Source organism: Burkholderia sp. GW821-FHT14F03, assembly GCF_058803765.1.
In genome coordinates this window covers 79,411-96,928 of record NZ_JBXAPG010000024.1, presented here as the reverse complement: position 1 = coordinate 96,928, position 17,518 = coordinate 79,411, and the positions used below count along the sequence as shown (strand labels likewise).

The window sequence follows — 17,518 nt, the reverse complement described above, 5'->3', positions numbered from 1 at the left end:
GCCGCCAGGCGGGCGGCAGCGCCGGCAGCGCGAGCCGCTTCAGCCAGCGATTCGCCTTGAGCGCCGGGTCGACCGCGGCCGGCTCGACGCCCAGCGCCTGCAGGAAGAAATCGATCATCGGCAGCGTCGCGAAATCCGGCCAGAACAGGTGATTGCCGAGATCGACGCTGACGCCGGGCCCGCCCAGCGCCGCCAGCGGCTGCGGCAGCGCGCGCACCTCGGCGAGCGGGCCGCCGTCGAGGCGATAGAGCGCCTCGACATAGGCGGGCGCCCGCGCGGGCCGGCAGATCTCGATGCGCAGCGGCGGATGCAGCATGCGCAGCGCGTCGAGCGCGGTCAGGCCGATGATCGAATCGCCGAGCGCGACGCCCATGCCGTTGACGACCCGCAACCGGCTCACCTCCCGGTAGTCGATGCGGAACGGGCGGCGCGCGGCATTCAGGATGGCGGCTTCGGCGAGCGGGCGATAGGCCGGCGAAACATGCGGCGGCTGTTCGAGATCGTACGGCGCAACCACCTCGCCCGCGGCGCCGACGAGACTCCCGCGATTCGTCAACGCGTCTTCCGCACTCAAATACATGACCATCGCCCCGTGCCTCGATCAAATCCGCGATTAATTCGATTCGAATCCGCTCTTCTCAATCACGCCGTGCTTATTTGAATTGACGAAACTCCACCTATTCACGGCGTTACAGCCAGACAACGGGTCATGATCATCCGAGCGGAATGCAAAACCGCGGTGACGCCAGACACCCGGCAAAGTTACCATAGTAAATAAAAAACTTTTTAATTTCCCAATTAGAATCCCGGTTTATATTTTCAGCATTCGCCACGATAAGCGCATTGATTTGCAATTCGCAATTATTCAAGCAATGGGTACCGATTCCATCTCAAGAACGTGTCCGCATGCGGGATTCCGGTGCATGCCTGCACGAAACCGGCGCATCCGGATGCGCGCGCAACCACCGGCAAAGGAAACGGGCGGCGTCGCGCAAGCGACGCCGCCCTGCCGAGCGCCCGGCAGGACGGGAACCGACTACGCGTAGACGTCCGCGTCCGCGAGCAGGGCGCCTGGTCTTGGCCGCGACGATCGGCTCGCCGTCGAGCGGCCAGCCGATGCCGAGCGCCGGATCGCGCCGGAGCAGGCTGCGCTCGGCCTCCGGATACCAGTAGTCGGTGGTCTTGTAGAGAAACTGCGCATGGGCCGACAGCACGTAGAAGCCGTGCGCGAACCCGGGCGGAATCCACGATCGCCGCGGGGACGCCGCGGACAACGTCACGCCGACCCATCGGCCGAAGGCCGGCAGCGCCGCCGCAGGTCGACCGCGACATCGGACACATCGCCTTCCACGACCCGCACGTGCTTGCCCTGCGCCTGCCCGACCTGGTCATGCAGCCCGCGCAGCACGCCCTTCACGGAACGCGAATGATTGTCCGGGACGAAGATCGCGTGCGGCTCCACCTGCGCGGCCAACGCGCGCGTTGAAGCTTTCGAGAAAATAACCGCGCGCATCGCCGAACACGCGCGGCTCGACGCGCTTCACGTCCGGCAGCGCGGCGGGCGTCACCTGAGGGCTCATGCAATCTGCTCCGTCAGGATGGTGCGCAGCTACTGGCCGTAGCCGTTCTTCGCGAGCGGCTGCGCCAGCCGCGCGACCTGTTCGGCGTCGATCCAGCGCCGCCGGTAGGCGATCTCCTCGGGGCACGCGATCATGAGCCCCTGGCGCTTCTGCAGCGTCGCGACGAACTGCGCCGCGTCGATCAGCGAATCGTGCGTGCCGGTGTCGAGCCACGCGAAACCGCGCCCCATGATCTCGACGTCGAGCTTGCCGCCCGCGAGGTAGCGGCCGTTGACGTCGGTGATCTCCAGTTCGCCGCGCGCGGACCGCCGGATGCCGGCGGCGATGTCGCACACGTGCTTGTCGTAGAAGCAGAGCCCCGTGACCGCGTAGTTCGACGCGGTTTCGCCGGCTTCTCCTCGATCGACAGCGCACGGAACGACGCATCGAAATCGACCACGCCATAGCGTTCCGGATCGTGCACGTGATAGGCGAACACCGTCGCGCCGTCGGCGTTTGCATCCGCGCGTTCGAGCTGCTTCGGCAGATCGTGGCCGTGGAAGATGTTGTCGCCGAGGATCAGCGTCGACGGCTGCCCCGCGATGAACGAACGGCCGATCGGGAACGCCTGCGCGAGCCCGTCGGTCGATGGCTGCACGGCGTACTGGAGAGTGAGGCCCCACTGGCTGCCGTCGCCGGGCAGCGCGAAGAAGCGCGGCGTATCCTGCGGCGTCGAGATCAGCAGGATGTCGCGAATCCCGGCGCACATCAGCGTGGCGAGCGGGTAGAGTGGACCATCGGCTTGTCGTAGACGGGCAGCAGCTGCTTCGAGACGACCTGCGTGACGGGATAGAGGCGCGTGCCCGAACCGCCCGCGAGAATGATGCCTTTGCGTGCCATGACGCCCTCCTCAAGCGCGCCGCGCGTAATTGGTTGCGACCCAGTTCAGGTATTCGCCCGACATGACTTCGCGCACCCAGCCCGGATTGTCGAGGTACCAGCGCACGGTTTTCTCCAGGCCGCTCTCGAAGGTCTCGCGCGGCTTCCAGCCGATCTCGCGCTCGATCTTCCGCGCATCGATCGCGTAGCGGCGGTCATGGCCGGGGCGGTCGGCCACATAGGTGATCTGGTCGCCGTATACGCCCTCCGGCTTCGGCAGCACGCGGTCGAGCAACGCGCACAGCGTGGTCACGACGTCGATGTTGCGCTTCTCGCTGCGCCCCCCGACGTTGTAGGTCTCGCCCGGCACGCCGCCCGCGAGCACGGCGCGGATCGCGCTGCAGTGATCGCCGACATACAGCCAGTCGCGTACGTTGCTGCCGTCGCCGTAGATGGGCAGCGGCTTGCCCGAGATCGCATTGGCGATGATCAGCGGAATCAGCTTTTCCGGGAACTGGTACGGGCCGTAGTTGTTCGAGCAATGCGTGGTCAGCGTCGGCAGCCCGAAGGTGTGATGGTAGGCGCGCACCAGATGGTCGGAGCCCGCCTTGCTCGCCGAATACGGGCTGTTCGGCGCGTACGGCGTGCCTTCGTGGAACGGCGGCTCCTCGCTCGACAGCGAGCCGAACACCCCGTCCGTCGAGACATGCAGGAAGCGGAACGAAGCCTGCTTCGCCGCGTCGAGCCCGCGCCAGTATTCGCGCGCCGCCTCGAGCAACGTGAAGGTGCCGATCAAGTTGGTCTCGACGAACTGCGCCGGCCCGTCGATCGAACGGTCGACATGGCTTTCCGCCGCGAAATGCACGATCGCGCGCGGCCGATACTGCGCGAGCAGCGCGTCGAGCGTCGCGCGTTCACAGATGTCGCCGCACACGAATACGTGGCGCGTGTCCCCGTCGAGCGGCCGCAGCGTGCGCAGATTGCCCGCATAGGTCAGCTTGTCGAGATTCAATACGGGCTCGTCCGATTCCTTCAGCCAGTCGAGCACGAAGTTCGCGCCGATGAAACCCGCTCCGCCTGTTACCAGAATCATGTGCTTTTCCTAAGTCAAAGTGACCGGTCGGCCGGATCGCCGGACCGTTCGCAGGTTGGTGATGCGTTGATGCGTGCGCCGGCCTCCGCCGACGCGTGCGACCGGAGCCGCGCGCCTATACCATGCGCCGCGGGCCGCGCTCCGCCGGGCGTGCGCGCGTCGCGCCCGTCGCGATCACAGGCGGCGCGCATCCGCCCGGATCGATGACCCGGACTTGCTGTGCCTCGTTCGCCGGTGCGTCGGTTCCCGGCCGCGCGTCGCCCGCCGGACCGGGCGCGGCCGACGGCTCCTCGAAGTGCGTGACTCACTCATGTTGCTCGGCTCCTGGTTCGGCGCGCGGCGTGCGCAGCCCCGTTTAAAATAGGAATACTGATCAAATGACACCGTGGCGTCACCGTTGTCTATCCCTTCCCGTCCTGCTCGCGCCATGCGAACCGGCTCCGGCGCGCGCCCGTCAGCCTGGGTCGCGCGCCTTGCCCGCCGGTTCGCGCGGCGGGTTCAGCGCTGCCGCGCGAGCAATGCGTCCAGATCGAGGTCCGCGCGCTGCCGCAGCCAGTCGGCGATGATCCGGTACGACACCGACAGCGACGTCGGCATGCTCAGCGTGCCGCCGCCGATGCCCGCGACGATCTCGGCCGGCGTGAACCAGCGCACGTCTTCGAGTTCCTGATCGCGCGCGGCCATCTCCCGGCTCAGCGCGAGCGCGGAGAAGCCGAGCATCAACGAGCCCGGCATCGGCCACGGCTGCGACGAGTGATACGACACCGCGCCGACCCGGACGCCCGTTTCCTCCGCAACCTCGCGCCGCACCGCGTCTTCCAGGCTCTCGCCCGGTTCGACGAAGCCCGCGATCAGCGAATACAGCCCCGGCGCCCAGTGGCTGTGCCGGCCCAGCAGGCACGCGCCGTCGTGCTCGACGAGCGCGATGACCGCGGGATCGGTCCGCACGAAATGCTGTTGCGCGCAGTCCGGCGCGACGCACTGCAGCCGGTGGCCGCCCTGCTCCAGCGCGAGCGGCGAACCGCAGCGGCAGCAATGGCGCGTGGACTGCTGCCAATGCAGCAAGCCCTTCGCGTAGGCGTACAGGCCCGCGTCGAACGCCGACAGCCGCGGGCCCGCCTGCCGCAAGTCTTCGATGCGCGCGGCCAGCTGGTCCGGCGCAATCGCGCGCGCCGCGTCGAGCCGCACCACGAAGTAGCCGGCGCCGTCCACGACGCCCAGGAAGCTCGCCGGCGCGTCGGCCGGCAGCAGTTCGGCGCGCTGCGTCGCGTCGAGCCAGCGCACGCCCTCGCCATCGGGCGTCAGGTAGGCGCGCAACGCATCGTCGAGCAACAGGTAGCGCGCGCCCGGCGAACGGGCGAGCGTGTCAAGCCACGCCGCGTCGCCGCGCCGCTCGGCGTGGCGGTTCAACTCGCGGCCGACGCCGACGAACGGGTTGTCGCGGGTCGCGACGACAGGTGCGGCAGCGGCGGCCGCATCGGACGGAAAGTGGGACATGCGGGGATCCTGGTTGCGAAGCTGCGGTGACGGCAGTGCCGGACACGTGCGCGGTACGCCACGCCCCATCCCAGGATGAACGCGACGCGCGGCCGAGCGCGCGCCGGTCATTGCACTGCAAAATATGGCATTCGATGCAATCATATCGACACCTTGTTGCGCGTCAAGAAATTTCAGGATCCCGTCAAGCACCCCGTCGGCGCCCCCGCGCCGGGCCGTTTCCGCTCCCCGCGCCGGGCCGCCGCGCGGCTTGCGGCGCGGATCGCAGGGCTGCGCGCAGGCGCCGCCGAAGCGGGCCGGCGGCCCCGCCCGGCGCGGGCCGCGCCCGCGGCAGGCGCATACCGCCACACGGCAATTGAGCCGCGCCCGCGCGCGCCTTCCATGGAACACCACCATCGCCGAGCCCTAGGTTCTGTTCACATGCTCACCAGCGTCCCAAAGGCGCAGGCAGCGCCGCGAAGACGAGATAGTTGCCCGCGCGCTTGTTGTATCGAGTGGAGACGCGACGAAAATGCTTGATGCGATTGAAGAAGCGTTCGACGCTGTTCCGAATTCGGTACAGCGCGCGGCTGTGCCGACACTTGGTCTTTTGATTCGAACGTGGCGGGACGGCAACCTTGGCGTGCGCAGCATGGATAGTGTTCGCGAAGGCATCCGAGTCGTCGCCTTTATCGGCAATCACCGCGCCCGTGCGCCGATGCTCGACCAATTCGTGCGCGCACGAAATATCGGCAACCTGTCCCTCGGTGATGATCATTCGCACAGGACGTCCGGCTTCATCGACAGCCAGATGCAGCTTGGTCGTCAGTCCGCCGCGCGAACGCCAGGGCGCTTGCGGGCCCACTGGCGGAATGCTGGCGCGCACGCACGAGGGTCGAGTCGATCAGCCCGTTTCATCGGACACTGCGTGCGCCACGCGCTCCCACACGCCTTTGCGACGCCACCGCGAGAAGCGCATATGCACCGAACTCCTTCGGCAAATCGCGCCACCGGCAGCCCGTTCAGCCGATCCAGAGAACGGCTTCGACAAACCAATGATTGTCGGCTGCCGTTCGTCCTGGAGCGCCTTCCTTGCCAGGCAAAACCGATTTGATTTGTGCCCATACCTCGTCGCCCAGTAACGTTCGAATCATCTTGGCCCGCTTGTGCAAAAGACAAGATGTAAATACATTTCATCGAATGTACAGACCCTGGTTGAATACCAGCGCACTTCAGGCCGTCGCGCCGGCTTGCGCCCGGTGCGCCATGCACGGCGACACGAATTCGCAGTCCTCAACATTTCGCGGCGCTTCCGACGCACGACGGGAACTGCGCCAAGTCGTCGGCCAGGCGCGAGCCCCGCGCGCAAACGCGCAGGCGCACGCCGGCCCACCGGCGAATCACAACGAATGAAATGCTGCGCGGGCAGCCAGCCGGCGAACCGGCATCCGCCCGCTAGCGGCGGGACGTCCGCCGCGTGCGGATCGACTCCGCGCGCGCCCGGCGGCCTCGGTGATACCTCGATTACGTTCCATTCACTTACCTCTCAAATAAGTGCGGACCAACGGGTTCGGTCTCTACGATGCAAGGTTCTGTCCTTTTCCGCGCACGACACGTCCGGCCCCCTCGGTGAATCGGAACATCCGGGCCGTGTGCGGTCGACTGCTCCCCATCCACAAACTCGCATGAGATGCGATGAATGAGCACTCGACTTATTGCATAAAACACCATGTTATCAGCGAATTCTTGCACGTCAAGTCATATTTTGTGCTGTGCCTTCAAGCCGCAATGATCGCCGGGATGCCGCTCGGGTACGCTTGAAAAAACTGAGCGTATCGCGTCACGCCTTTACTGGAAAGCCTTTCACGTTTCGATCGGGCATCCGTTCCGCGCGCGTGACCGGGCCCTGCACCGGAATGGATCGCGTGACATACGCGCGTTTGATTGCATTGCAGCAACCTGGTACGCCATAAGATGTTTGAGTGTGACCGTGCGCGATTTCGCCGGGATGCGCCGGTGAGCCCCGGACGCGCCGCCGTCGATGCGCATGCCGCACGGACACCGTTCCACCCCGGCCGTCACCGGCCTCGCATGGATCGGCTGCGACCAGATCCGCCCGCGCCGCATGCGGAACGACGCCGTGTCCGCCGGCCTGATTCAGGATACCGAACGGAATCGGCATCCACCGCGCCGGCGGACCGCGGATGTCCTGGCTGATCGTGGAAGAAGGATCGGCGGCCGCCGTACGCGGGAATCCCGCCCTTTTCGATCCCGCCGACGCGTGACGCTCACGCAGCACGCGACGCCATCACCGAGTGCCGCGGCGCGCGACCATCGCAATACGCCCCGCGCTCATTCGGCCGGATACGTCGCGACCTCGATCAGATTGCCGTCCGGATCGCGGCAATACACCGACGTCATCGCGCCGAGCGCGCCTTCGCGCTGCACCGGCCCGGCTTCGATCGCGATCCCCTCCGCCACCCAGTGCGCCTTCACGGCATCGGCGTTGGCGCGCGTGACGAAACAGAGATCCGCGCTGCCGGACACGGGCGCCGCGCCGGTGAACCACGCAACCGTATCCGCGTCCCTCGGGCGCAGGTTGATCTTCTGATTGCCGAAGCGCATCGCGACGCGCGAACCGGTGCGCGACGCGAAGTCGATGCGCGTCATGCCGAGCGCGCGCGCATACCACGCGGCGCTCGCCTCCACGTCGGCGACGTTGAGGACGAGGTGGTCGATGCCGTCGATCAGGAAAGACATGGTGGCGTACCCTCCGCGCAAGCGCGCGATGCGTGTGGACATTCGATGCAGGCGGCGGCGATACCGGCGCGCCCCCACGGCCACAAGCCGTCCTGGTGGAGGCGGCAATCGACTCGCGCCTCGGGAAAAACGGGACGCGGTCCGATCCCGCACCGCTCGAACAAACGGATTGCCGCGTCTCATGCGCACGAGAGGAACGCGCGCGGCCCCTCGCTCGCCCCCGGGATCGCCCGCCTCAGCCTCGCTGCGCCGCCGTCCCGGACACGAACGGATTGCCGGGCACACGCCACCGCCACGGCAGATCCTGGCCGACGCTGATCCCGATGCGAGGGCCGCCCGTCAGGTCGTCGGGCGGCGCCATGCCGTCGTCCACGATGGCGAAGCCCTGCTTGGCGCGAACCAGATCGATCCCGTCCTGCGCGCCGTCGATGCCCATGGCCTGGGTCAACCGGGCCGGCCCGCGGCAGAGATCGCGGTCGCGCGCGGGCAGACGCCGCGCCGCGCGCATGTGATCGAGCCCGTACAGCGGTTCCAGCGCGCGGATCAACACGCCGCTGCCGTCGCCCTCGGGTCCGCACACGCAGTTGCAGCACCAGTGCATGCCGTAGGTGAAATAGACGTACATATGCCCCGGCGGACCGAACATCGTCGCATTGCGCGCCGTCCTGCCCCGGTAGGTATGCGCGGCCGGATCGATCGCGCCCGCATACGCCTCGACCTCCACGATGCGGCCCGCGCGGCCGTCCGCCGCAGCGAGGATCTTGTTGAGCAGCTGCGGCGCCGCCGTGGGCGCGGTCCGGTCGAAGAACACGCGGGGCAACACGGCGCCCGGCCAGGTTATCGCGGTGCGCGCGCGGGTCACCCGGCATCTCCCGTCGAGGTATCGCCGCCGGCAAAGCATCGCGGCGCATGCCGATCGACGCTCAGCATGTCGCGCTCCGATCGCCCGCCGAGACCTCCGCCTGCAAACGGCGATACGCCTCGATCAGATCGTCGAGACTGAACGCGAGATTCCGTCCGCTGGGATTGGGCAGCACCCACACGGCGGCGCCCGCGATGTCCGCGTCCTGCCGTCCCCACGCGATGTCGCGCCGGCCGGACAGCCCCGCGTACGCCGCCTTGCCCAGAAAGGCGACCCGGCATGGCGCATGACGTTCGATCTTCCGCTCGAACTCGGCGGCGGCGGCAACGAACTCCTCGCGTGCGAGTTGATCGGCGCTCGCCGTCGGCCGGCTCACGACCGTCGTCAGACCGTATCCGTATTCGAGTATCGTGCGATCGTGCTCCGGCTGGATTTCCCTGGGGGTGAAGCCTGCGAGGTGCAGCACGCGCCAGAAGCGATTGCTTCTTCCCGCAAAGTGATGCCCCGTCGCGGCGGCCGTCATGCCGGGATTGATGCCGCAGAACAGCACCTTGAGGCGCGCGTCGATAAGGTCGGGGAGTTCGCCGGTCATCGCGGGGCGCGTGAATAGGTGGAAGATCCGGCTTCGACCTGAACCGGGCTCCGTTCCCACCTCGTCGATACAACGTGCATCACCTGACGTCCTCCTCTGATCGCATTCCCGGCACGCGTCGCGCCCCGTCGACATGGATATCTGTTCGCCGGCGGGTGGCCCGGCTGCCGGCGTCCACGCCATCCGGGCAACGACGCGCGCCGGCCGAAAATGTGCGATCCGGGGTCGTCTTGCCTGATCCGGGCGCCGATGCCTCGAACGGAGCGGCTTGCGAAGCGAGGGAATGATTTAATCACAGCTTGGCCGCGCGACCGGCGCGCGGCCGCCGGCTGGGCCCTGCTCGGCATCGTTTTCGGATTCCCGACGATCCGCTGCCATCGAATCGCCCTCCCCCTTACCCCGCCTCGATCAACACGGAGCGACAGCGCGTCGACGCGCGCGCCTCCCGACCCGACCGAGCGGCGGCGCTGTGGCGGCGATCGCAGATCATCGGTCAGCCACAATATTTTCTTTCTGCTCGGTCAAATTTTCATCGATTGTAAGAAAAATGAAAATGACCGATGCTCCCGTTTCCGCGTGCATGTGGCCGGGATTGGCCGAAATACCCGCCTCGGGCAATCCTCAAAAATATCCTGGGATGCCGCCTCCCTCAGTCAATCAGCATGCCTGAACGTGTGACGCTCAGGCCGGCAACCCGGCGAACCGGCGGCGCATCCCGCCTGCCACGACATGCACGGCGATCAACCGACAGGAACGAAGGATTCAAGCACATGAAGTTCAATACCCGAAGTCTCATGATGGCGGCCGCCTTCTCACTAAGCGCCGTCGCGACTTCCAGCCACGCCGCCGACAATGCGCAGGACACACTCGGACGCGTGGTGAGCGAGGCCATACGACCGGTGATGGCCAAGTACGACGTGGCCGGCATGGCGGTCGGCGTGATCGTCGACGGCGAGCCCCATGTGTTCAATTTCGGCGTGGCGTCGACCGCCACGCATGCGCCCGTCACGCGCGACACCTTGTTCGAACTCGGCTCCGTGAGCAAGACCCTGACCGCGACGCTGGCGTCGTACGCGCAGGCGAGCGGCAAGCTGTCCCTGTCGGATCCGACGCGTCGCTACCTGCCCGCGATGCAGGGCACCCGGTTCGGCGACGTGAAGCTCCTCAATCTGGGTACGCATACGCCCGGCGGATTTCCCTTGCAGGTGCCGGAGCGGATCGGCACCGACGATCAGCTGATGCAGTACTTCAAGGAGTGGCGGCCTGCGTACACTGCGGGAACGTACCGGACCTATGCCAACCCGAGTATCGGCATGCTCGGCGTGATCACCGCGAAAAGCATGGGGCGCGATTTCACCGCGCTGATGGAGCAGTGGCTGTTTCCCGCGCTCGGGATGAACAACACGTTCATCAACGTGCCCGCTGCTCAAATGGGTCGCTACGCGCAGGGCTACACCAAGGAAGGCGCACCGATCCGGGTGGCGCCGGGCATGCTGTCGGCGGAAGCCTACGGTGTCAAATCGTCGGTGGCGGACATGCTGCGCTTCGTGCAGGCCAACATGGCGCTCGTCCACCTCGACGGCAAGCTCCAGCAGGCGATCACCGATACGCACACCGGTTACTTCCAGGCGGGGCCGATGACCCAGGATCTGATCTGGGAGCAGTACCCGTATCCCACCAAGCTGGACGCCCTGCTGGAAGGGAATTCGGCCAGGATGGCGTTCGAGGCGACGCCGGTGGTCGCGTTGAACCCGCCGCACAAGCCGCGTCAGGATGTCTGGATCAACAAGACCGGCGGGACGAACGGCTTTGGCTCCTATGTTGCGTTCGTTCCGGAGAAGCAATTGGGGATCGTCATTCTCGCCAACAAGAACATTCCCAATGACGAGCGGATCAAGGCCACGTATCGCATCTTCTCCGCGCTGGCCGATGCTGCGCGGTAATCAGGGGAGTCCTATGCATCTCTCTCGTTGCGCAGCGGCGCTGCTGATGACCTTCGTCACGCTGCAGGCCGCGGAGGCGGCGGAACGCGCGCCCGCCACCAAGGAAACCGTGACGCTGCAACGGGTGCCCGTGGCGGGAACCGATCGGGAAATGGCGATGGGCATCGCCGAGTTTCCGCCGAATGCCGAGAAGCCCCGGCATAGTGCGACGGGGCCGGAGCTTTGCTATGTGCTCGAAGGCGCGGTGACGGTCAAAGTCGACGGACGGCCGCCGAAGATCGTCCGCGCGGGAGAAACCTTCCAGCTCCCCGCCCATGTCATGCACGTGACCACCGCCGGCCCGGCCGGGGCAAAGGTGCTCGCGACCTGGGTTCGCGACCCGGCCAAGGCGTTCAACGTCCCGGCGTCGAACTGACGAACGGGCGGCAGCCGACAAGTCGTCTGTCATCCGCCGCCCTTGTCGGGCAATCGAGCGCTGAACACATCGAAAGCCAAACTCAGGACATCAAATAGACCTTGACCATGAACCTCACTCGAAGGTTATGGTTTGTCACGGCAGGCGCATCGCGGCAAGGAACAGTTGTCCGCCGCACGCCAGGCAGCGTTTGCGCGACTGCCTGCCGTGACCGATGAAGGAGAGGTGTCCAGCATGACCAAGCGCATACTTCACGTCGTCAGCAATGTCGCCCATTACGCGGATCAGTCCGATCCGACGGGCTTGTGGCTGTCGGAGTTGACCCACGCCTGGCACGTCTTTGCCGGGAAAGGGTATGACCAGCGTCTTGTCAGCCCGAAGGGCGGCCCATCCCCCCTCGAACCGCGTTCGCTCAAATGGCCGCTCGCCGACGCCTCCGTCAAGGAATGGCTGACCGACAAGGACCGGCAGGCGCTCCTGTCGGCCACCGCTCGCCCCGACCAGATCGACCCGACGGACTTCGATGCGATTTATTTCACGGGCGGCCACGCGGTCATGTGGGATTTTCCCGACGACGCGGGACTGCAAAGGATCACGCGCGACATCTATGAACGCGGCGGGATCGTATCCTCCGTGTGTCACGGCTATTGCGGGCTGTTGAACACGAGGTTGAGCGACGGCGCGCTGCTGGTGGCCAACCGCCGGGTCACCGGGTACTCGTGGATCGAGGAAGTGCTGGCCGGCGTGGCGAAGAAGGTGCCGTACAACGCGGAACAGGAAATGGCTCGACGCGGCGCACGCTACGCGAAAGGGCTGCTGCCCTTCGTACCGAAGGTCGTCGCGGATGGCCGGCTGGTGACGGGGCAGAATCCCCAATCGGCCAAAGCCACGGCCAGGCAGGTTGCGGCGCTTCTATCGCTGCGGGCCGGTTAGCCCGACTTGGGGGATCGGCGTCGGTTTGCCCGGGTGACGCCGGCCGCCGGTTCGAGGCCGCTCCTCGCCCCCACCCGCCACCTCGCCAGCGTGCGCGTCGCGTTGGTCGCGCAGTCGACGTCATCGGACTTCGCCGCGATCTCCGCCATCAACGACACCAGGCGCATCCTGTTCTGGGCAAGCCGCGCCTCCAACCCCTCGATGTCCCGCACCTCGGCGCTCAGCGCGTCGCACGGCCATCGCGCGCAATCGGGCGGCTGCAGCAAGCGAATTTCATCGAGGCTGAAGCCCGTCTTCTGCGCCGTCGCGACCAGATCGAGCACCCAGGACCGCGTCGGACGAATAGGCCCGATAGCCGTTCGTCTGGCGTTCAACCGCCGTCAGCAGACCGATCCGTTCGTAGAAGCGGATGCGCGAAGGGGTAAGGCCCGTGCGTTCCGCCAGTTCTCCTATCTTCATGTTCCCGATGGCCCTCGCTCAATGTGCGGGACGCGCCCGCGCGGCCGACCGGCCTGCGCGTCGCGCCATCGTCATGCGCCGACAGGATCGAAGATTCTCGGCCGAGTCGACGGATGCAGGCCCCGTCGCGCGTCCGTGATCCCGTCCGGGCAGAGGCCGGCAACCCCCACTCTAAGACTCGATATGACTTCAAGGTCAAGCGCCCGGATGCGGATGGACAGCATCGACCTCTACAGCAGCCCTTGATTCGCGCTCGTTGAAAACGGGGGGTTGGGATCAGATCATTGATGGGTGTGCAAACGGATCAGCCGCCGCGCGTCGCCTGCGCTCCGGCGCATCCCGAAAGACTATTGACATCAACGTTGTCTTTAATCCTAGAGTTGGACCCTGGCGATGCGCGGCGGCACACCGGATTGTTTCGGCAAACAAACGTTCGCCGGCTGCTCGAACGACTCGACAGGTTTGACCGATCGATTACACGAAAGCGTCCGTGGGCCGGCATCGTCCCTATTCCCCTCTCGAAAGGAGAAAAGCTGTACCGAACAGCAAGGATCACCAGGCAGGACACCGATCGAAATCTGACACACCGAACAGGAGTACAGACCATGGGATACGTCACAACGAAAGATGGCGTCGAGATCTTCTACAAGGACTGGGGCCCGCGCGATGCGCAGGTGATCTTCTTCCATCACGGCTGGCCGCTCAGCGCCGACGACTGGGACGCCCAGATGCTCTTCTTTCTGTCGCACGGCTATCGGGTCGTGGCGCATGACCGCCGCGGCCACGGGCGCTCCAGCCAGGTCTGGGACGGTCATGACATGGACCACTACGCCGACGACGTGGCGGCCGTGGTCAACCACCTCGGCGTGCAAAAGGCCATTCACGTCGGTCATTCCACGGGCGGCGGCGAAGTTATTCACTACGTCGCACGTCATGGGGAGGACCGCGTCGCCAAGGCCGTGCTGATCAGCGCCGTCCCGCCGCTGATGGTCAATACGGAGAGCAACCCCGGCGGCCTGCCCAAGGCGGTGTTCGACGATCTCCAGGCCCAGCTCGCGGCAAACCGGGCGCAGTTCTATTACGACGTCCCGGCCGGGCCGTTCTACGGCTACAACCGCGCGGGCGCGAACCCGTTGCAAGGCGTCATCTGGAACTGGTGGCGGCAAGGCATGATGGGAAGCGCCAAGGCCCATTACGACGGCATCGTCGCGTTCTCGCAGACCGACTTCACCGAAGACCTGAAAAGCACCACGATCCCCGTCCTCGTGATGCACGGCGACGACGATCAGATCGTCCCGATCGCGGATTCCGGCCTGCTGTCGGCGAAGCTGGCCAGAAACAGCACGCTGAAGGTCTATCCGGGATTCCCGCACGGCATGCCGACATCCCACGCCGAGACGATCAACGCGGATCTGCTCGCGTTCGTGCGCGGTTGAGCGACGGAATAGGTAGATGAATGCAGGCAAGCCGCGGAAGCGGTTTGCCTGCACGCCGCCGTTCGCGCACACGCCATCAGGGCAGAACCGCCCGAGTTGAGTCCGCGTGCGCATTCGATCGCCTCGCCCCGCGCTCGATCGGTGCATTCGCGCTGCCCGGCTCGAATTGGGGCGACGGGTCACGCAGCCGCCTTCATCGAGGCGACGTTCGTCAAAAACTCATGGGTCGTCGGCCCGCTTCGTCCTGATCGGAATGGCCTGTCGGCCGGAGCGCGCGAGCGGTCCATCCGTCCTGCGTCCATCGGCGGCCGCGGCACGCAGCTTTGCCATCGCGTTCGATGCATTGCAACGAAACGCATCCCCAGCGTGCTGAAAATACCGCTCGTCTTGCGGGCTTCGACTGTCGCAGCCGGCCAATTTCATGATCGCGGGCCCCGATACGCATCTCGACATCCCGGCGGGTTATTTGTCAATTTTTGTGAAAAGACATTGATTCTTTAATTTGGATGCCCTCTCATCCGACTTGAAGAATTTCAAAAAATTACAGATTTTAGATTCATTTTGTTTAGCAATTCTTATAAACAATCCTTCTGAAAAACACGCAACCCGCAACGAGTGGGAATTCGGCGATCTTTCATGCATAGTAGCCGGCTTCTGATTTTGTTCGCCCTGCCAGCAGCCCGCCTGGCCGGGCAGTCTTGGCAGGAAGATGCACGCGACGTTGCCGGAAAGAAGGCACCTGGGAGGCTGAGCCGCTCCCGTCCGGCCCGATGGCGTTCGCGATGAAATTGTTTGACACGCTTCGATCCAAATGATGTGGAGTACTTAGCATAGTTAGCCTGAATCGAATCATTCCGGAGAATTATTCAATGAATAAAAAGATGCCAACCTGGACCGCGATCGCAGTACTTGCAGCTGCGACCCTGGTCGCATGCGGCGGCGACGACGCACCGGCAACCGTCCAAAATGCCGCGAATACCCCGGCCGCCGTGCCGCAGACGCCCGCCACGGCGACAGTGGAATCAGAACTCGACGTGTTCGCCAAGGTTGCGCCGGCCGACAAGGTGCTGGACGACGCCAACACCTACGATACGACTCGCGAGGGGTCGATCGCACTGTCCAAGATCAACGAGGATTCGTCGGTCAAGCGGCACACGATCACCATCAACGGCAAGGTGCTGCCGTACGTCGCCCGCGCCGGCCACCTGATCGCCTATCGCGGCAACGGAGCCAACAAAAAAGCAGAGGCGGCGGTCTTCTACACGGCCTATACGCGGGATGCACTGCCCAAGGAAAATCGCCCGGTCACGTTCCTGTGGAACGGCGGTCCGGGTTCGGCCTCGATCTGGCTGCACATGGGATCGTGGGGGCCGAAGCGGCTCAAGTCCGATGCGCCGAACATGGCCGACCCGACGAAGCAGCCCGATAGCTTCCCGTTCGAGGACAACGCGATCTCGCTGCTCGACCAGTCGGACATCGTGTTCGTCGATCCGCCCGGAACGGGCCTGTCCACGGCAATCGCGCCGACCAAGAACGGCGATCTATGGGGAACCGACGACGACGCCCAAGTGGTCGCCGACTTCATCACCAGCTATACGAACAAGTACAACCGGCAAAGCTCGCCCAAGTACCTGTACGGCGAATCCTATGGCGGCATCCGCACGCCAATCGTCGCCAACCTGCTGGAGCAGGCGGGCACCAGCGGCTACCGACCCGATCCGTCCGGCAAGCCGGCCAAGGTTCTGGCGGGATTCATCCTCAACTCGCCGCTCGTCGACTACAACTCCAATTGCGACATGATGGGCGGCGCGGTAACGTGCGAGGGATACATCCCGTCCTATGCGATGACGGCGGATTACTTCAAGAAATCAGTGAAGCGCGGTACGCAAACACAGGAGCAATACCTCGGCGAGCTGCGTACGCTGGCGAGAACGACGTTCCAAACCACGTTCAGCACGTACTTCGATTCGAACGGCAGGCCGAACGCCCAATGGAACGCGTACGCGGCAAGCCCCGCGGGCCAGGCGCTCCTGAATCGGATGGCGGACTACACCGGCATTCCGGCGGCGACCTGGAAAAACCGTTTCAACTACACGCCTCGGCCGTTCAGGGCGGCGTTGGTTCCCGGCTATTCCCTCGGCCGCTATGATGCGCGCATGAAGGTGCCGAACGGAAACAGCTTCGCGGCGGATGACTACATCAACGTCGCCTTCCTCAATCAGCTCAAAACGTACTTCCCCGACTTCGTCAACTACAAGACCAAGTCGAGCTACCAACCGCTGAACGACGAGACGATAGGCAATTGGAAATGGCAGCGGGCAGGCAGCAAGGATTATTACCCGCAGAGCATTACCGACATCCAGGCAGTCCTGACAGCCAACCCCGACGCCAAGCTGCTGATTCTCCACGGCTATGAGGATATTGCGACGCCGGGCTTCCAGACCGAGCTGGACCTTGAAGGAGTGAACCTCGGCGACCGGATTCCCATCAAATGGTTTGAGGGCGGGCATATGATTTACAACACGGAGATGTCGCGCGCGCCGCTGAAACAGGCGATCGACAACTATTACCAGTCGCCTGCGCGTGTCGCGGACGGCTCCTTACTGTGATCCAGGCGAGGACAGCCATGAAAATCGTGACTTTGATTGTTTCCGGCGTGGTCGTCGCAATGTCGGGGATCGGCGCGGCGTGTGCCTATGACGATCTGCCGAAACCGCCGCCGCCGCCGGAAGGCTGGGTCCAGCCGCCCAAGCAATCGGAAAGCTCCATTACGCAGGACGTGGATAACCAGATCACGCAACGCTTCACCGCAGCGGCGGGGGGCAACCCCGGCGGGCTGCTGTCGCAGCAACAGGCCAAGGCTGCCGGCTGGGGGCTGGTCAGCGACCATTTTTCGGAAATCGATCGTGCCGGAACCGGATACGTCCGGCTCGACGACGTGTTGCGGTTCATGTCGGAGCGGACGCCGCAACGCATCATGCGCATGAAAAACGCGGCGAAACTGGATCAGCGATCGTAACGTGGTGAGATTCCCCGCCGCGCGCGGCGGGGAATCGTGCTGCCGATCCGCGCACGATGGGGCCATCCCTGTCGAAACCGCGGACCGGCAAT

14 protein-coding genes and 4 pseudogenes are annotated in these 17,518 nt (G+C 65.1%); 6 read left to right on the top strand and 12 right to left on the bottom strand.

Annotated elements, in window-relative coordinates; translation table 11 throughout:
- From AC1RQF_RS18045 to mug, 10 genes and pseudogenes are all read right to left on the bottom strand, one after another.
- Positions 1 to 586 (bottom strand): annotated as a pseudogene (locus AC1RQF_RS18045) (ADP-heptose--LPS heptosyltransferase); the annotation flags it as partial.
- Between the two features lie 450 nt (positions 587 to 1,036).
- A pseudogene (gene rfbC / locus AC1RQF_RS18040) lies at positions 1,037 to 1,580 on the bottom strand (dTDP-4-dehydrorhamnose 3,5-epimerase).
- A gap of 29 nt (positions 1,581 to 1,609) precedes the next feature.
- A pseudogene (gene rfbA / locus AC1RQF_RS18035) lies at positions 1,610 to 2,459 on the bottom strand (glucose-1-phosphate thymidylyltransferase RfbA).
- 10 nt (positions 2,460 to 2,469) lie between these two features.
- Positions 2,470 to 3,531 (bottom strand): dTDP-glucose 4,6-dehydratase, encoded by a 1,062-nt coding sequence (gene rfbB / locus AC1RQF_RS18030; protein ID WP_273999156.1) that lies wholly within the window; start codon positions 3,529 to 3,531, stop codon positions 2,470 to 2,472.
- A 498-nt stretch (positions 3,532 to 4,029) separates the two neighbouring features.
- Complete coding sequence (gene nudC, locus AC1RQF_RS18025) at positions 4,030 to 5,028, bottom strand: NAD(+) diphosphatase (RefSeq protein ID WP_492872630.1); 999 nt, start codon at positions 5,026 to 5,028, stop codon at positions 4,030 to 4,032.
- 416 nt (positions 5,029 to 5,444) lie between these two features.
- A pseudogene (locus AC1RQF_RS18020) lies at positions 5,445 to 6,161 on the bottom strand (IS5 family transposase).
- 686 nt (positions 6,162 to 6,847) lie between these two features.
- Positions 6,848 to 7,189, bottom strand: a complete 342-nt coding sequence (locus tag AC1RQF_RS18015) for a hypothetical protein (RefSeq protein WP_492872629.1) — start codon at positions 7,187 to 7,189, stop codon at positions 6,848 to 6,850.
- Between the two features lie 170 nt (positions 7,190 to 7,359).
- Positions 7,360 to 7,767 carry a VOC family protein gene (locus AC1RQF_RS18010; protein ID WP_273999158.1) on the bottom strand — a complete coding sequence of 136 codons (408 nt, stop codon included), beginning with the start codon at positions 7,765 to 7,767 and terminating at the stop codon, positions 7,360 to 7,362.
- A gap of 235 nt (positions 7,768 to 8,002) precedes the next feature.
- A complete protein-coding gene (locus tag AC1RQF_RS18005) occupies positions 8,003 to 8,629 on the bottom strand; it encodes a DNA-3-methyladenine glycosylase (RefSeq protein WP_492872628.1) in 627 nt (208 codons plus the stop codon).
- A gap of 61 nt (positions 8,630 to 8,690) precedes the next feature.
- Entirely contained in the window at positions 8,691 to 9,221 is a 531-nt protein-coding gene (gene mug / locus AC1RQF_RS18000) for a G/U mismatch-specific DNA glycosylase (protein ID WP_492872639.1), read from the bottom strand.
- Positions 9,222 to 9,991: 770 nt separating this feature from the next.
- Between mug and ampC the strand changes: the two genes are divergently transcribed.
- The 3 genes from ampC to AC1RQF_RS17985 all read left to right on the top strand — a co-directional run bounded on the left by ampC (position 9,992) and on the right by AC1RQF_RS17985 (position 12,512).
- A complete protein-coding gene (gene ampC, locus AC1RQF_RS17995) occupies positions 9,992 to 11,164 on the top strand; it encodes a class C beta-lactamase (protein WP_274004373.1) in 1,173 nt (390 codons plus the stop codon).
- A 46-nt stretch (positions 11,165 to 11,210) separates the two neighbouring features.
- Positions 11,211 to 11,579 carry a cupin domain-containing protein gene (locus AC1RQF_RS17990; RefSeq protein ID WP_273999161.1) on the top strand — a complete coding sequence of 123 codons (369 nt, stop codon included), beginning with the start codon at positions 11,211 to 11,213 and terminating at the stop codon, positions 11,577 to 11,579.
- Positions 11,580 to 11,813: 234 nt separating this feature from the next.
- Positions 11,814 to 12,512 carry a type 1 glutamine amidotransferase domain-containing protein gene (locus AC1RQF_RS17985; protein WP_273999162.1) on the top strand — a complete coding sequence of 233 codons (699 nt, stop codon included), beginning with the start codon at positions 11,814 to 11,816 and terminating at the stop codon, positions 12,510 to 12,512.
- Here AC1RQF_RS17985 and AC1RQF_RS17980 read toward each other — a convergent pair.
- Both AC1RQF_RS17980 and AC1RQF_RS17975 read right to left on the bottom strand, forming a co-directional pair.
- Entirely contained in the window at positions 12,509 to 12,835 is a 327-nt protein-coding gene (locus tag AC1RQF_RS17980; RefSeq protein ID WP_492872627.1) for a MerR family DNA-binding protein, read from the bottom strand. The genes AC1RQF_RS17985 and AC1RQF_RS17980 overlap by 4 nt on opposite strands.
- On the bottom strand, positions 12,786 to 12,971 hold the full coding sequence (locus tag AC1RQF_RS17975) for a MerR family DNA-binding transcriptional regulator (protein WP_443111535.1): 186 nt from the start codon (positions 12,969 to 12,971) through the stop codon (positions 12,786 to 12,788). Before AC1RQF_RS17975 ends, AC1RQF_RS17980 begins: the two co-directional genes overlap by 50 nt.
- Positions 12,972 to 13,576: 605 nt before the next feature.
- Here AC1RQF_RS17975 and AC1RQF_RS17970 point away from each other — a divergent pair.
- From AC1RQF_RS17970 to AC1RQF_RS17960, 3 genes are all read left to right on the top strand, one after another.
- The gene (locus AC1RQF_RS17970) at positions 13,577 to 14,407 is read left to right on the top strand and encodes an alpha/beta fold hydrolase (protein ID WP_492872638.1); all 831 of its coding nucleotides are present in this window, start codon (positions 13,577 to 13,579) and stop codon (positions 14,405 to 14,407) included.
- Between the two features lie 869 nt (positions 14,408 to 15,276).
- Positions 15,277 to 17,016 (top strand): S10 family serine carboxypeptidase-like protein, encoded by a 1,740-nt coding sequence (locus AC1RQF_RS17965; protein WP_492872626.1) that lies wholly within the window; start codon positions 15,277 to 15,279, stop codon positions 17,014 to 17,016.
- A 17-nt stretch (positions 17,017 to 17,033) separates the two neighbouring features.
- Positions 17,034 to 17,426: a hypothetical protein gene (locus AC1RQF_RS17960; RefSeq protein WP_273999164.1), complete on the top strand. Its 393-nt coding sequence runs from the start codon at positions 17,034 to 17,036 to the stop codon at positions 17,424 to 17,426.
- Positions 17,427 to 17,518: the final 92 nt, after the last annotated feature.

Bases quoted from the DNA above. Each gene is read 5' to 3' on its own strand.
- rfbB (WP_273999156.1), bottom strand. From the start codon at position 3,531: ATGATTCTGGTAACAGGCGGAGCGGGTTTCATCGGCGCGAACTTCGTG.
- nudC (WP_492872630.1), bottom strand. From the start codon at position 5,028: ATGTCCCACTTTCCGTCCGATGCGGCCGCCGCTGCCGCACCTGTCGTC.
- AC1RQF_RS18015 (WP_492872629.1), bottom strand. From the start codon at position 7,189: ATGCCGATTCCGTTCGGTATCCTGAATCAGGCCGGCGGACACGGCGTC.
- AC1RQF_RS18010 (WP_273999158.1), bottom strand. From the start codon at position 7,767: ATGTCTTTCCTGATCGACGGCATCGACCACCTCGTCCTCAACGTCGCC.
- mug (WP_492872639.1), bottom strand. From the start codon at position 9,221: ATGACCGGCGAACTCCCCGACCTTATCGACGCGCGCCTCAAGGTGCTG.
- ampC (WP_274004373.1), top strand. From the start codon at position 9,992: ATGAAGTTCAATACCCGAAGTCTCATGATGGCGGCCGCCTTCTCACTA.
- AC1RQF_RS17990 (WP_273999161.1), top strand. From the start codon at position 11,211: ATGACCTTCGTCACGCTGCAGGCCGCGGAGGCGGCGGAACGCGCGCCC.
- AC1RQF_RS17985 (WP_273999162.1), top strand. From the start codon at position 11,814: ATGACCAAGCGCATACTTCACGTCGTCAGCAATGTCGCCCATTACGCG.
- AC1RQF_RS17975 (WP_443111535.1), bottom strand. From the start codon at position 12,971: ATGAAGATAGGAGAACTGGCGGAACGCACGGGCCTTACCCCTTCGCGC.
- AC1RQF_RS17970 (WP_492872638.1), top strand. From the start codon at position 13,577: ATGGGATACGTCACAACGAAAGATGGCGTCGAGATCTTCTACAAGGAC.
- AC1RQF_RS17965 (WP_492872626.1), top strand. From the start codon at position 15,277: ATGAATAAAAAGATGCCAACCTGGACCGCGATCGCAGTACTTGCAGCT.
- AC1RQF_RS17960 (WP_273999164.1), top strand. From the start codon at position 17,034: ATGAAAATCGTGACTTTGATTGTTTCCGGCGTGGTCGTCGCAATGTCG.